Genomic DNA, 14919 nt, shown 5'->3' with positions numbered 1-14919 from the left:
CGCTTTTGTGGCCGCAGAAAGGCCCAGCGTGCATGTTTTTCATTTATGCCAGCGGAATGGATACCGCCTTGGAAAGAACCTGCGCAATATGCGGGTTTGCTGCCATAATTGTGGCTGGCCCCGTGAGCCCACCTTCTTGCAAGAAAGGGGAAACGCGCGCCCCGGCTTCTGCCAACAGGGGCAGGGCGGCAGCCACATCCCACAAGTTGATCACAATTTCAATATAACCATCCAGACGCCCGCTGGCCACGTCTGCCAATGCCAGTGCGCCACAGCCACCAGAACGCGGCATGGTGCCCAATGCCATAATGGCATCCATTTTTTCCATAAATACGGGCTTGGGTACTCTGTTACTCCAGCCCATTTCAATCATCGAGCAGGCAGGGTCCTTCACGGGGGAAGCCTGAATACGCTTGCCGTTCAAAAACGCACCATAACCACGTAGGGCCGTATAAACTTCACCCAAAGCAGGGGCATCAATCACACCGGCAACGGGTTCATCTCCATCCAGCAGACCAAGTGAGATACACCAGCGGCAACGGCCTCGCGCATAGTTGGATGTACCATCAATAGGGTCCACCACCCAGCGCAGGCTGCCCGTGCGCGCTACACCACCTTCTTCCCCCTGAAAACCATCATCGGGGAAAAGAGCTTTCATACGGTTGGCAATAAAGGCTTCTACTGCGCCATCTGTTTCTGTCAGCCAATCCTGCGCAGATTTCTGCGAAGCCTGAGGCCCACCCGGCGGCGGCCGCATGGCCATGGCCATCTGTGCGGCATCATGCACGACAGCCCGCGCGGCTTCCAAACGTGTGGCAAGAGCAGGGCTGGGTGAAGACATGTTGCTGTAACTCCTGATAAAACAAGACATTAAGGATTACATGCACCATACGCCGTTCCATGCAGCAAGACGAGCAGCCAGGCCTGCATTCGGCCCATGCTTTACATGCACACACCCAAAAACTAGGCTTTGCGCTTATAAAGTTCCTTGGGCCAACGCCTATGCAACCACAGCCAGCTTTCTGGCTTGCGCCTTATCCATGTTTCAAGACGATCATTGATCATCTGCGCCAATGCGTGCAGATCCTGCTTGCGGTCTCCCGTATCCGGCAGATCCAGCGGCGGTTCCACCACAATACGCAAACGGGCTGGGCCAAGGCGCTCCACATATCCGGGAATAACTGGGCAGCGATAACGCAGCGCCATGGCGGCAAGGGCAGGGGCTGTCATGGCAGGACGCCCAAAAAATAAGACCTCAATGCCATCATTCATTTTCTGATCCACCAGCATACCCAGCCGACCACCTTTGGAGACATAGGAAAGTGCTTCCCGCGCACCTTTGGCACCTTTGGCAAATAATGGCACAGGCGTATTGCCCATGGCTTTATCGCGCAAACGGCGGATCATACCATCTATCAATGGATTACCTGCGGCGCGGTAAAAAGACGCAAAAGGTGTGCCATGCCGCGCAACACCTGGGGGCAACATTTCCCAGTTTCCGATATGGCCGGATACAAACAGAACAGAGCCACCTTTACGGGCCTGTTCCTCCAGATATTCAGCGCCCTGAACCTCAAACCCTGGGCCTCTGGGCGTATTTTCCTGCAAGGCTGCAATATGGGGCAGTTCCCCAACCGTGCGGCCCAGATTTTCCCACACACCTTGTACAATCTGGCGACGCTGCTGTGGGTTCAGCTCCGGCATGGCGAGTTCCAGATTCCGATAGGCCACGCGGGAAACCGGCAGTTTGGGGCCAATAAAGCGGCATATACCACCCGCAACATTGGAAGCGGCAGAAGGCCCAAGCCATGTGAGACATTTTAACAGACCACCGGCCAGCAGAGCCTCAGCCTGCATCAAGGCTGTTGAAAGAACTTTGCTGCTCATCCTGCTGATCCATTCAAAAACAGATCCAGCAAGGCGTCTGGCGCGGTCGGGTTCTGCCATACCAGATCCACCCCTATAACTGTCACTTTCTGGCGGAAGTATTCAGGCAAACGCACGGCATCCTTGGGTGTTGTTACCAGACGCGTCTGCAAGGAAAGAGCCATTTCTGCCAGACGCTTCAAATCCTGATGTTTATAAAAATAATGGTCGGGAAAGGCCACCGCCTGCGCCAATGTGACATTGCAGTTTTTAAGACCTTCAAAAAACTTTTCTGGCCGCCCCAGCCCAGCAAAGGCCACACAACGCTGCCCCTGCAAAGTTTTGACAGTTTCAGACTGCCTGAGTTCTGCGCGCATAAAGTGCGGTGCCACTTGCCCGAAATGCGTTTGAAAGTCTGTTTTATCTGCCCCAATCAAAAGTGTGGCCTGCGCACGGGCAAAAGCCTGCAATGGCGGCTCTCTTAACGGACCGGCAGGCAATACATGGCCATTCCCCAAGCCCACGCTGCCATCCACCACCAATAAAGACAGATTTTTGTGCAAAGATGGATTTTGAAAACCATCATCCATCAACAAACAATCGGCACCTGCCGCAACAGCCGCACGCGCAGAAGCAGCACGATCTGCACCAACCCATACAGGGCAAATCTGAGCCAGCAACAAGGGTTCATCCCCCACATCCTGTGCACTGTGTAGGGTAGGATTCACCTGTGTTGTTGTGCGTAAACGTCCACCGTATCCTCGCGTGAGAATATGAGGGTTTTTACCGCGTTGGAGCAGACGGGCCGCCAAGTCCAGAACCACAGTGGTTTTACCTGTGCCGCCTACAGAAATATTGCCACAGCACAACACAGGCACGGGTGCATACTCGCCCGGCTGGCGTTGTTTATATGCCGTTACAGCCGCCACAATGGCGGAAAACGGCCATAACAGTAATGGCCTTATTTTGGCAGAAGGCTTGCTCCAAAATACAGGGGCACACAGCTTTACCATATCTGTGCAAGAATATGTTTTGCCAAGCGTTCGGGCAAATCTGCATTAGCAGTCGCGACTTGCTGCACACTTTGCGCAAGTTGCTGGCGTCTGGACGGATTGGCAAACATATCCCGCACCCACGCAGCCAATTCCTGCGCATTATGCACAATTGTAACGCCCGCCGCCATGTGGCGGAACGCATCTGTAAAATTCTGCACCAGTGGGCCAGATGCAATGGCACATCCCAAACGAGCCGGTTCAAATGGATTATGCCCACCGCCACCACCCAATACACCGGGCAGACTATTGCCAATAAACACACAGGGTGCCAGACGGAAAAACAACCCCAATTCGCCCAGCGTATCGCACACCCAAAACAGGTCATCTTCTGTCGGAATCTGACCAGCACCACGGCGCGGCACATAGCCCAGCATCACACTTAAATCCGCCCCACGTTCTGGGTGACGAGGAATAACCAGCACCAACACGTCTGGGTTATCACGCCGGATCAGCTTGGCTGCCTGTGCAATCTGCTGTTCTTCCCCCTGATGGGTGGAAACGGCTGCAAAAATTCTGCGTCCTGCCAGGCGTTCCTTCAAACGTGCCAGTTCGGCTTCATCTACCGGTAAGGGAGGTGCTGCGGTTTTCAGATCACCTGTCTCAAGCTGTTTGGTGGCACCCAGTTGTTGTAGCCGTTGTGCATCTTCATCAGATCGGGCGGAAACCCACGCAAAACGCTCCAACATGCGCCGGGCTACAGGCCCCATACGCTGCCAACCTTTAAAGGAAGATGCAGACATACGGCCATTAACAAGCATAACCGGAAGATTACGTGTATGGCACAGCCCCAGCATGTTGGGCCATAACTCACTTTCTGTAAAAACAGCAGCCTTGGGTTGCCAGTAATCCAAAAAACGTTTGCCCCAGCGCGGCACATCTAATGGCATGAACTGATGTATCACACGCGGATGCGCAAGGCGCTGCACCAACACGCGTGCAGCTGTAACCGTGCCTGTTGTAACCAACACGCGTACATCAGATTTCTGCGCCAGACATGCCAAAACAAGTGGCAGGATGGAAACAGTTTCTCCCACACTGGCGGCATGAAACCATAGCAGATTTCCGCTACCTCGCGGCTGTGAGGGAAAACCCATTTTTTCCCGCACACGTGCTGGAATTTCTTTTCCTTTTGTCTGCCGCCATCTCAAGAAAAAAGGCAAAGCGGGGGAGAGAACGGTTGCGGCAACCTGCCATACACGAGACGGCATAAGAGAAAGGGGACGCAGCACAATTTTTTCCCGCATATAACCAGAAGGTAAGGGGGCGTTTACGGGGGTTTGCGCAAGGTGCATCATCGTATCAAGCGCATGTTCCAGCTGTTGGGCTGGGGTGGCTTGCTGATCTGTGTGTTCTGCGGCCTTCTGGCGGCGCATCTCTATGGGCGCAGCGCACGCAAAAACCCCACGCCCAAATGGCAGGGGAAAGATCATTCTGTCCCATGATTTCAGATGCAGCCCAAAACAGGTTGCCCCCACAGGCACAATTGGCTTGCCTGCCAGTTCTGCAAGCGCCAGTGCCCCTTGCTGTGCTTGCCTGCGCGGACCGCGCGGGCCATCTGGCGTAATAGCCACAAGGCTGCCATGGCGCAGGCTTGCACGCATACGCCGCAGCGCAGCGGCGCCTCCCTTGTTTTTACCTTTGGAATCTGAAGATCCGGCAATGGACCAGATACGCCACGGCGCCACCACATCTGCAATCATGCGGCCATCGCGATTACGGCTGATAAGCACATGCAGGCGAATATGGGGGTTTTGGGGCTCTGCCCACCACCACAAAGCGGGTGTTAAGGGCAGCACTTCATGCCAGAACGCCACAACAGCTGTTTGTCCGTTCTGGCTGGTTAACAGTGGCCATGCCCGCTCGTTAACCAAAAACGTCCAGCGCGTTGTTTTAAGTGCAAACCCCAAATACTGGCGCAAACTCCATACGCCAGCCTTACGGGCCAGATTTTTGCCGTCTGTCTTCAGGCCACGCAACATAACCACGTAGCCTGATCAGGAAAGAAATCTCCTGAACGCAAAACCTTCTGGCTTTTCGTTCAACACAGATGGCTGATAGGCAATGGTGAAGCGATGATGCGCTTTTTCCCACACATCAATCTTGCTGCCATCAGGAATAACCACCTGATCAACCCCACAACGCAGCAAAAATTCGTACTGATCAGGCAGAAAATGCCCGGTAACACGGATTTTGCCAGCATAATGCAGATGCTCACGCAAGCTGCGCGCCTGCGTGAAGGCCCGGCCATCACGAAAAATGGGGAATGTGAGGCAGACAACATCCAACCGGGGCAGGATGGTTTTAAGGTCTTCAACCTGTTCATCCTGCTTGAGCAGAACGCCCAGACGTCCATTACCATTACGGCCCAGCCCTTCAGCCACGCGCGCCAACGGCACCAGCACATCACCTTCTGGTAATGGCTGATCATCCTGTGCAATCAGCCATGTATCTTCAATAATCTGGCCGTTTTCAAACAGGGGCATAAGCTGCATCCTTGAAGGGGGCTGTGCCAAGACGGCGGCACGTATCAATAAATCGTTCTCCGGCCTCACGCTGGGCCAGATATGTATCTATGATCCGCGCCACGGCATCAACCGTTTCATCTTCAGAAAGTGCAGAACCCAGAATCTGCCCAACAGAGGCATCTTCCATCGCACTGCCGCCCAGAGTGATCTGGAATGCTTCCTCACCCCGTTTATCAACACCGAGAATACCGATATGGCCCGCATGATGATGCCCGCAGGCATTGATGCAGCCAGAGATATTCAGCCGCAGGTGGCCAATTTCCTGCTGGAGTGTGGCATTTCCAAAGCGTTCGCTCAGCTTTTGCGCAATGGGAATGGAACGCGCATTGGCCAGTGCACAATAATCCAGACCCGGGCAGGCAATAATGTCTGTCACCATCTCGATATTGGCCGTACCCAGCCCGTTTGCCTTAAGGATCTGCCACAGTTCATGCAGCGCATCCTGGCGCACATGGCCCAGCACCACGTTTTGCAAATGCGTAATACGCAATTCACCAAAACTGTACTTATCCGCCAGATCTGCCAGCAGATCCATCTGAGCAGAAGTTACATCCCCCGGAATACCGCCCACCGGTTTGCAGGAGATGGTCACGCACGCATAGCCAGGCTGTTTGTGAGCATGCGTATTGGTGCGCACCCATGCATCAAATGCCGCATCGGCTTTTTGCTGGGCCGCCAAAGCGTCTGCTGCGCCATTTTCAGCCTGAAACTCTGGTGTGCCAAAACGAGCCTGAATAGCCGCAACAATTTCTGCTGGCAGGCGATACCGCGCCCGATCCATAGCCGCAAACTCTGCGTTCACCTTGGCCAGAAAAGCCTCTGCGCCCAAGGCCTGCACCAGTATCTTGATACGGGCCTTGTACATATTATCGCGCCGGCCGTATTCGTTATAAACACGCAGTACGGCTTCCAGATACGCAATCAGGTCTTCTTCTGGCAGGTCATCACGCAGTTTTACACCCACAATCGGGGTGCGGCCCAAGCCGCCGCCAACATACACCTCAAACACGGCACGGCCATTTTCACCCTTACGGGCCAGCAGGCCGATATCATGAAAGCGTGCAGCTACACGGTCCTGCTTGCTGCCGGAAATGGCAATCTTGAACTTACGCGGCAGAAACGTGAATTCTGGGTGCAGGGTAGACCACTGACGCAGAATTTCAGCATGCACGCGTGGGTCCAGCACTTCATCCGCCGCTGCGCCAGCAAACTGATCTGACGTGACATTACGGATGCAGTTACCACTGGTTTGGATAGCGTGCATTTCTGCATCGGCCAGCACGTTCAGGATATCGGGCGTATCTTCCAGCTTGATCCAGTTGAACTGGATATTCTGCCGTGTGGTGAAGTGCCCGTAATCCCGATCATACGTTCTGGCGATATGTGCCAGAGCACGCATTTGGGGGGAACTCAGCGTACCATACGGAATGGCTACACGCAGCATATAGGCATGTAACTGAAGATACAGGCCGTTCATCAACCGCAGGGGTTTGAACTCTTCTTCGGTCAGCTCCCCAGCAATACGACGCTGGACCTGATCCCGAAACTGCTCAACACGCTGCTTGAGAAACGTACGATCAACATCATCATACGCATAACGGCCAACCGGAAGGGCAGGCTGGGTGGAATAAGACATGGCTTTAACTGTGTCCGTCTTGCTCTGCTGGTATCAGGCGCTGGCGTGTTGCGTAGGTTGCCATGCAGGTGTGAACTGGGCATGAACGCTTGGCCCAAGCGCACGAATACGCTCCCGCGTGGTAATGGGCAGCAGGCCAGATGGTGTCTGCTCAACCTGCACACCATACACCCCAACCACTTCATCTGCACCTGCTTTTGCAGTCTGCCGGGCCAGAACCTGTTCCATTTCCGCATTGGGGAAAGGATGTGCCAACTGGATAGAAAGCTGCCACTTGCCTTGTGCATCTAGCCAGACAATGCGCCCATCAAGCAGACGGTTGGCTGTGACAACACTCAGCCCTTCTGCATCCCGCCGATTATTTCTCCGATCCAACGCTTATCCCTTTCTGCCCCGTGTGCAGGTTCAGAATTACACAACAGACGCGAGAATATCAATATATCACGAATCAAAAGCGTATCTTGAAGCCCCCGATGCGCTTCAAGATACACATAAGCACTTAACGTGCTCTGACAAGGCGCAATAAGGCGGGTTTTACACCCGCCTTAAACACAATCAGGATTGCGCGCGGACCCCCGCTTTATGGCGCACGGTGCTCTCTACAAAAGTCACCAGCGTTTTTGTAGCAGCCTCTACGCTATCCTTACCCGTTACCAAGTGCAGGGCAGGTGTGGCAGGGGCTTCATACGGGGCGTCAATACCCGTAAAGCCGCTGATTTTTCCTGCACGTGCTGCGGCATACAGACCCTTGGGGTCACGCTGTTCGCAGGTACCCAGATCGGCATCCACAAACACTTCCTCAAACCCGTCCCCAATAATCTGACGGGCCAGATCACGGTCAGAACGCAATGGGGAAATCAGCGCCACAATCACAACCTGCCCGGCATCACGCAGCAGGCGCGCCACTTCCGCAGCACGACGCACGTTTTCTGTGCGATCCGCTTCAGAAAAGCCCAGATCCTTGCACAGGCCGGCACGCAATGTGTCACCATCCAGCACAGTCACGTCCACACCATCTGCAAACAGACGGGTTTCTGCGGCACGGGCCAGCGTGCTTTTGCCAGAACCAGACAGACCTGTCAGCCAGAACACAGCGCCTTTATGGCCCTTGGCGCGTTCACGGTCCTGCACGGTAACAGTGCTGGCACTTGGGTGAATAACCTTTTCACCATCTGCAATGCTGGCTGGGCCAATAATGGGCGCACCACCCACAATACGTTGCTGGCGGTCAACCAGTACACCGCGGCCATCCGTCGTGCCGGGGGTGAACGGGTCAAACTGAATATTTTCTGCCGCAGACAGCACGATTTCCGCAAAGCCTTCGGGCGGAACTTCGGTGCCGGGATGTTCTGTCAGATCATCCAGATCCACCACTTTATCAATGGCAGTTACGGTAACGGCATGTTCTGCCGTGGCCAGACGCAAGCGGAAATGTTCACCCACACGCAGCGGTTCCTGACGCAGCCAGAACAGGCGCACCCGCACGCGGGAGGCTTCCATAGGCGCAGCATCGGCATGGTGCAACAGGTCACCACGATCGGGAATAACGTCTGGTTCCAGCGTTACTGCAATGGACTGCCCGGCAGAGGCAGACACATGCGGTGCCGTATGCCAGCTTTCGATCGAAGCAATGCGGGCAGGGGTTTTCTGTGTGCCGATAATAACCGTATCGCCCACGCGCACACGGCCACGTTCAACACGGCCAGCCACATAGCGGGTGTTATCAAACCGATACACATCCTGCACAGGCAGGCGCAGCGCCAGCTCGGAGCGGGAAGCGGGTGAGGGCACGCTGGCCAGAGCTTCTGTCAGCGTAGGGCCTTTATACCACGGGGAGCGTTCTGAGCGGCTGGCAATGTTATCACCATCACGCGCAGAAGCCGGCACAAACAGGGCGGCTTCCAGCCCCAGTTTGTTCAGCAGTTCCGTTACGGATTTTTCGACCGCTTCCACCTTGGCCTGATCGAAATCAAGCAGATCCACCTTGTTCAGCAGCACAATAACGTGGCGAATACCAATAAGGTGCAGCAGCATGGCATGGCGGCGTGTCTGTTCACGCGCACCTTCCTGCGCATCCACCACCAGCACGGCGGCTTCTGCATCGGCGGCACCTGTAATCATGTTGCGCAGGAACTGGCGGTGTCCCGGTGCATCCACAATTACAAATTCGCGCTGACCCAGACGGAACGGAATACGGGTAGAATCAACCGTAACGCCCTGATCGCGCTCGATCTGAAGGGAGTCCAGCAGGAAGCTCCATTCAATTTTCAGACCGCGCTTTTTGGACGATTCAATAATCTGGGCAACCTTACCTTCCTGAAGGCTGTCCGTATCGTGCAACAGGCGGCCAATCAGGGTAGATTTGCCGTGGTCAACATGCCCCACAATCACAATTGGCGTGGCGGCATCCTGAGATGAAGAGATATTTTCGCTCATGATATTCTAGTTCCAGTCCACGCCGTAATCAGAGGTAACCCGCCACACGCAGGCGTTCAAAAGCATCTTCGGATTCATGATCCATTGCGCGGCCTGCGCGTTCGGATGTTTTGGTTGTTTCCAGTTCTTCAATCACTTCCGCCAGGGTGGAAGCATTGCTTTCTACCGGGAAAGTGATGTCTGAATCACCTAGGGAACGGTAGCGCTTGCCGTTTTTGGAGAAATACAGATCAACCAGCGGAATACCTTCACGCTCAATATAGCGCCAGATATCAATTTCACGCCAAGCCAGCAGCGGATGCACACGAATATGCATGCCTTCTTCATGCGGGGTTGCGTACTGGTCCCAGAATTCTGGGGGCTGATTGCGGATATCCCATTTATGGCTGGCACCACGGGGGCTGAAAACGCGTTCCTTAGCGCGCGTTCCCTGCTCATCACGGCGGATACCGGCAATAACGCCCTGCAACTTGTATTTTTCAATCATGGCAGCCAGCCCGGCTGTTTTACGTGCAGCAGAACGCGCAGCAGGCGGTAGGGAAGGATCCATTTCCTCTACCGGTGGGCATTCACCCAGCAGCAGATCAAGGTTCCACTTTTTGGCATATTCATCCCGAAACTTGTACATTTCAGGAAATTTCTTGCCGGTATCAACATGCATGACAGGGAAGGGAACCCGGCCCAGAAACGCCTTTTTAGCCAGCCAGACCATAACATTGGAATCTTTACCCAAAGACCACAGCATGGCCAGAGGCTTAAGCTTTCTATAGGCTTCTCTCAGAATAAAAACGCTCTGAGCTTCAAGTTGATCAAGATGATCCATGTTTTTCGTTTCCGTAACCCTGTTTATGACATGATGCGACTGAGGGTAAAATCAGCCAGAACCCGCTAGTGTTTGATATGAATGCCGCATTCCGTTTTATTCAAGCCCGCCCAACGCCCGGCCCGTGCATCCTGATCCCCATGAACGGGTTGCGTGCACGGGGCGCAGCCGATGGAGAGATAGCCTTCCGCCACCAATGGGTGGGGAGGTAACCCGCGGCGCTGCATTTCCTGCGTGATTTCCTCTGCACTCCAAAAAGCAAGAGGGTTCAGCCGTAACTGTCCATCCTCCCGCAATTCCACAATTTCCAGCGTGGATCTGGTGGCAGCCTGCCCACGCTTGCGCCCTGTTACCAATGCCTCATAGGGCAGAGATGCTATTTTCAGGGGCTCTACCTTACGCAAGGCGCAACAGGCATCTGGGTCAAACGCCCACAATTCCCCCGTAGGGTCCCGATTTTCAACCTGTTGGGGCTGCGGTGCAACATCCTGAACGTTGGAAAGATGCAAAAAATCCGCCAAATTCCGCCGATATTCAAGCGTTTGCGGAAAGTGTTTGCCGGTATTTAAAAACAGCACTTTCATGGCCGGGTTGGCTTCCGCCACCATAGCCAGAAGCAACGCAGATTCCGCCCCGAAAGAGGAGAGGACAGCCAGCCTGTCTCCCAAAAGTGCACTGGCCTTGCGTAGCAACAGAACGGGGTTCTCCTGCACGGGCACAAGCTGCTTTGCTATGGTCGCTGTATCATCAGAAAGAGCGTTCACTACACACAAATCCGTATGGCAGAAAATATATTTAACGACGTGATACAGATATAATAAGGAAGTCACAACCCAAAATTCAACGATACAAGAGCCACACCATCAAATTAAACATCATAAACGATCGTTATATACACGATCCCTCACGCCGCATGTTTTATAGTGTATTTTGTTGGCATAATATATCTTATGCAATTTATGGCCGTTTTAAAAATACTCTGACCAATCAATCATATCCACGCAGCATCCTCTCACATGCGTATTCTGGCGCCCTAAAATCCTGAAATCGATCCACCCTACCGCCTAAAGTGCTCAAAATGACCGATGCAAAGCCCCCTCACGGGTAAAAATGCCCTGCATCGGACCAAAAATCCTGTTCGATCGATCAAATTACTTTTTCGGCGCTGGATTGTCCCTGCGGAACAGCGCCCATTCCTCCATCACGCTACCATCTGGCAAATGACAATAGCTGATCTGCCCTTTGTCCGTGCTTTCGGTGCTCAGCGTGCCACCCTTCTTGATACAATAGACCGCAGCCGGATTTGGCATCCGCAACGGCCGTACTGCGCGATTGGCATTTTCTTCATGCTGTTCATGGCAGCCGCCCAGAAGACCGGTCATTGCAACAGCTAGCATCACGCCGGGAACGCCTTTTTTTGCAGACATTTTATTCTCCCTTATCCCAGCCGCTTTGTGGCAGGCTGAATTATAAACATTTAGTATGACGTATAGGCCCGAATATGTCTTTAACAAGCAACGTGAAAACTGGCCTTGCCTCCATAAAAAGGCTATAAATCATTTTCCTTCTCTATAAATCTGGTTCGGTTTGCCCTCCATGCCTGATGGTTCTTCTCCGCTCGCTCATTCTTCTGTCATTTCCTCCCCGGAAGTCCGCCATGACTGGACGGTCGCAGAAGTTCAGGCTTTGCTTGACCTGCCGTTTCCTGAGCTGATGTTCAGGGCGCAAACACTGCATCGTGCCACGTTTGATCCAACGGAAATCCAGATTTCCACATTGCTGTCCATTAAAACGGGCGGCTGCCCGGAAGATTGCGCCTATTGCCCACAAAGCGCCAAGCATGAACAAGGCGTAAAGGCCGACAAGCTAATGGCTGTGGAAGCTGTGCTAACCGAGGCCAAAAAAGCCAAAGCCGCTGGTGCCAGCCGTTTTTGCATGGGTGCGGCCTGGCGTTCCCCCAAAGAGCGCGACTTGGATACCGTGTGCGCCATGATTGAAGGCGTAAAACAACTGGGTATGGAAACCTGCGTGACACTAGGCATGTTGGATAATGCACAGGCCCATAAACTGCATGATGCCGGGCTGGATTACTACAACCATAATCTGGACACTTCGCCTGAATATTATGGAGAAATCATCAGCACTCGCACCTATCAGGAACGGCTGGATACGCTTTCCAACGTGCGGGATGCCGGTATCAATGTCTGCTGTGGCGGCATTGTCGGTCTGGGTGAAAACGAAACTGATCGGGCTGGCCTGATTACGGCCCTTGCCACCCTGCCCGCGCACCCTGAAAGTGTGCCGATCAACCTGCTGGTAAAAGTGGAAGGCACACCTCTAGCCAAAGCGGATGAAGTTGAGCCGCTTGATTTTGTGCGCATGATTGCCGCCGCCCGCATTACCATGCCCAAAAGCCGCGTACGCCTTGCCGCTGGCCGTGAAAACATGAGTGATGAAACCCAGACACTCTGCTTTTTGGCCGGTGCCAACTCCATTTTCTATGGTGAACGTCTGCTGACCACCCCCAACCCACAAGCCACGCGTGATCGCGCTTTGCTAGATAAGCTTGGTATGCACACAACAGGCATTGGTTTGCCTTCTGCATAATTCATGACATATTCGGTTAAAGAAATTTTCCTTACCCTTCAGGGTGAAGGCGGACAAGCTGGCCGTGCGGCTGTTTTCTGCCGTTTTACGGGCTGTAACCTGTGGTCTGGGCGGGAGGAAGACCGGGCCAAAGCCATCTGTCAGTTTTGCGATACCGATTTTATCGGCACAGATGGCATCAACGGCGGAAAGTTTGAAAACGCGGCCGAACTGGCCAACACCATTGCCGGTTTCTGGCCACATCCTACGCAGGATACAAAAGCAAACGGCCAAAAACTGGTTGTTTTTACAGGGGGTGAACCCCTGCTCCAGCTTGATTCTGCCCTTATAGATGCCATGCACGCCCGCGGTTTTACCATTGCTGTAGAAAGCAATGGCACAATACTTGCGCCCGAAGGAATAGACTGGCTATGCATCAGCCCCAAAGCCGGGGCTGAACTGGTGCAGAAAACGGGTACCGAATTGAAGCTCGTGTTCCCGCAGCCGGGTATAGATCCTGCCGCTCTGGAAAATCTTGATTTCCAACATTTCTGGCTTCAGCCTATGGATGGCCCACACCAGGCCGCTAACACGCAGACGGCTATTGAATACTGTCTGGAACATCCATTATGGGGGCTTTCACTCCAGACACACAAGCTTATTGGAATACCTTAATCATGCCTCTTCCTGCCCGTGATAAACAGGAATCCGCCCTTGTTCTTTTCTCTGGTGGCCAGGATTCTGCAACGTGTCTGGCATGGGCGTTGGAACGTTACGGGCGCGTAGAAACACTGGGGTTTGATTACGGCCAACGCCATGCGGTTGAACTGGAATGCCGGGCCAGTATTCGCCAAGGGCTTGCTGAGCAGAATCCCGTTTGGGCACAGCGTTTGGGGCCAGATCACACCCTGCCCTTGCATGCTTTGGGCGAGGTTTCTGAAACATCCCTCACGCGGGATGCTGAAATCAGTATGGCGGAAAATGGTCTGCCCAATACGTTTGTGCCGGGCCGAAACCTGATTTTTCTCACCTTTGCAGCCGCTTTGGCTGCCCGTCGCGGCATCAAACACATTGTTACCGGTGTGTGCGAAACCGATTATTCAGGTTATCCAGATTGCCGGGATGATACCATCAAGGCTCTACAGGTTGCGCTCAACCTCGGCATGGAATCCCGCTACGTTCTGCACACTCCCCTGATGTGGCTGGATAAGGCCGAAACGTGGGAACTGGCAGAAGAACTGGGCGGACAAGCGCTTGTTGAACTGATCAACCAGAAAAGCCACACCTGTTATTTGGGGGAACGAGGCACATTGCATGCATGGGGGCATGGATGCGGCACCTGCCCTGCCTGCCAACTGCGTAAATCCGGGTGGGATGCATATATAGCCCACAAAAAAGGCACACAGACACATGCCTGATCTTGTTTTTACCCGCCGTTTTTCCATGGGGCACCGGCTTATTCATGGTGCAAGTGAAAGCTGCGCCCTGCCCCACGGCCATAATGAATTTGTAACCGTGCGCCTGAAACCCACGGCTTTTGCGCCGCTGGACGGTAAAGGCAACATGCCTGTTTCTTTTCAGAAAGCCAAAAGCACGTGGCATCGTTTTGTGGATGAAAAGCTGGATCATGCCTTGCAGCTTGCTGAGGATGACCCACTACTGGCATGGTTTCAAACAAACGAGCCTGCCCGTGCGGCCCGCATTGTCATTACGCCGGGAGACCCCACAACAGAGCTGATGACATGTTTGCTTATGGCCAAGATTAACGCATTTCTGGCCGCAGAAGGCGGCGCGTTGTGGTGTTCTGAATTAAGTATTCAGGAAACACCCACCAATACAGTTTCCTTTTCTGGCAACCCGGCAGAGTTTATTCCCACCCCACGCGCGCCGGAAAACTGCTGGTGGAACCGGGCAGATATGAGCATATCCGACCTTAATAGCCCGGTTACCTTTATCTGATACCGCCTGTTGAGCCTGCTTTATAAAAAAAGC

General features: G+C 53.7%; 15 protein-coding genes. 4 read left to right on the top strand and 11 right to left on the bottom strand.

All coding sequences use genetic code 11. From position 1 onward, the window contains the following. Nucleotides 1-43: 43 nt before the first annotated feature. The 11 genes from CSR02_RS11765 to CSR02_RS11715 all read right to left on the bottom strand — a co-directional run bounded on the left by CSR02_RS11765 (nt 44) and on the right by CSR02_RS11715 (nt 11768). The gene (locus tag CSR02_RS11765) at nt 44-871 is read right to left on the bottom strand and encodes an inositol monophosphatase family protein (protein WP_052013518.1); all 828 of its coding nucleotides are present in this window, start codon (nt 869-871) and stop codon (nt 44-46) included. Nucleotides 872-963: 92 nt separating this feature from the next. Further along, nucleotides 964-1887, bottom strand: coding sequence for a lysophospholipid acyltransferase family protein (locus CSR02_RS11760; protein ID WP_099541740.1), 924 nt, complete (start codon nt 1885-1887; stop codon nt 964-966). Next, entirely contained in the window at nt 1884-2879 is a 996-nt protein-coding gene (gene lpxK, locus CSR02_RS11755) for a tetraacyldisaccharide 4'-kinase (protein ID WP_099541739.1), read from the bottom strand. The genes CSR02_RS11760 and lpxK overlap by 4 nt, the downstream gene beginning before the upstream one ends. Then, a complete protein-coding gene (locus CSR02_RS11750) occupies nt 2873-4900 on the bottom strand; it encodes a glycosyltransferase N-terminal domain-containing protein (RefSeq protein ID WP_183172555.1) in 2028 nt (675 codons plus the stop codon). The genes lpxK and CSR02_RS11750 overlap by 7 nt, the downstream gene beginning before the upstream one ends. Nucleotides 4901-4915: 15 nt before the next feature. Continuing rightward, nucleotides 4916-5404: a DUF934 domain-containing protein gene (locus CSR02_RS11745; RefSeq protein WP_183172556.1), complete on the bottom strand. Its 489-nt coding sequence runs from the start codon at nt 5402-5404 to the stop codon at nt 4916-4918. Next, nucleotides 5391-7082: a nitrite/sulfite reductase gene (locus CSR02_RS11740; RefSeq protein WP_099541736.1), complete on the bottom strand. Its 1692-nt coding sequence runs from the start codon at nt 7080-7082 to the stop codon at nt 5391-5393. The genes CSR02_RS11745 and CSR02_RS11740 overlap by 14 nt, the downstream gene beginning before the upstream one ends. A gap of 33 nt (nt 7083-7115) precedes the next feature. After that, a complete protein-coding gene (locus CSR02_RS11735; RefSeq protein ID WP_042787345.1) occupies nt 7116-7457 on the bottom strand; it encodes a DUF2849 domain-containing protein in 342 nt (113 codons plus the stop codon). Nucleotides 7458-7637: 180 nt separating this feature from the next. Next, a complete protein-coding gene (cysC, locus tag CSR02_RS11730) occupies nt 7638-9518 on the bottom strand; it encodes an adenylyl-sulfate kinase (protein ID WP_099541735.1) in 1881 nt (626 codons plus the stop codon). Nucleotides 9519-9546: 28 nt separating this feature from the next. After that, nucleotides 9547-10341, bottom strand: a complete 795-nt coding sequence (gene cysD / locus CSR02_RS11725) for a sulfate adenylyltransferase subunit CysD (protein WP_042787347.1) — start codon at nt 10339-10341, stop codon at nt 9547-9549. A gap of 65 nt (nt 10342-10406) precedes the next feature. After that, entirely contained in the window at nt 10407-11171 is a 765-nt protein-coding gene (locus tag CSR02_RS11720) for a phosphoadenylyl-sulfate reductase (protein ID WP_099541734.1), read from the bottom strand. Between the two features lie 321 nt (nt 11172-11492). After that, nucleotides 11493-11768, bottom strand: coding sequence for a putative hemolysin (locus CSR02_RS11715; protein WP_042786571.1), 276 nt, complete (start codon nt 11766-11768; stop codon nt 11493-11495). Nucleotides 11769-11937: 169 nt separating this feature from the next. Here CSR02_RS11715 and bioB point away from each other — a divergent pair, with 169 nt between their 5' ends. Genes bioB through CSR02_RS11695 form a run of 4 tightly spaced genes read left to right on the top strand, consistent with a single transcriptional unit; the run spans nt 11938 to nt 14886 of the window. Continuing rightward, nucleotides 11938-12948: a biotin synthase BioB gene (gene bioB / locus CSR02_RS11710; protein ID WP_099541733.1), complete on the top strand. Its 1011-nt coding sequence runs from the start codon at nt 11938-11940 to the stop codon at nt 12946-12948. A 3-nt stretch (nt 12949-12951) separates the two neighbouring features. Next, the gene (queE, locus tag CSR02_RS11705; RefSeq protein WP_099541732.1) at nt 12952-13602 is read left to right on the top strand and encodes a 7-carboxy-7-deazaguanine synthase; all 651 of its coding nucleotides are present in this window, start codon (nt 12952-12954) and stop codon (nt 13600-13602) included. 2 nt (nt 13603-13604) lie between these two features. After that, nucleotides 13605-14345, top strand: a complete 741-nt coding sequence (gene queC, locus CSR02_RS11700) for a 7-cyano-7-deazaguanine synthase QueC (protein ID WP_099541731.1) — start codon at nt 13605-13607, stop codon at nt 14343-14345. Then, on the top strand, nt 14338-14886 hold the full coding sequence (locus CSR02_RS11695; RefSeq protein ID WP_099541730.1) for a 6-pyruvoyl trahydropterin synthase family protein: 549 nt from the start codon (nt 14338-14340) through the stop codon (nt 14884-14886). Before queC ends, CSR02_RS11695 begins: the two co-directional genes overlap by 8 nt. The last annotated feature ends 33 nt before the right edge of the window (nt 14887-14919 follow it).

Origin of the sequence: Acetobacter pomorum, assembly GCF_002738225.1 — a bacterium.
Taxonomy (GTDB): domain Bacteria; phylum Pseudomonadota; class Alphaproteobacteria; order Acetobacterales; family Acetobacteraceae; genus Acetobacter; species Acetobacter pomorum.
Note: the sequence above shows the minus strand (reverse complement) of the source record. Positions and strands in the feature narration are given on the sequence as shown.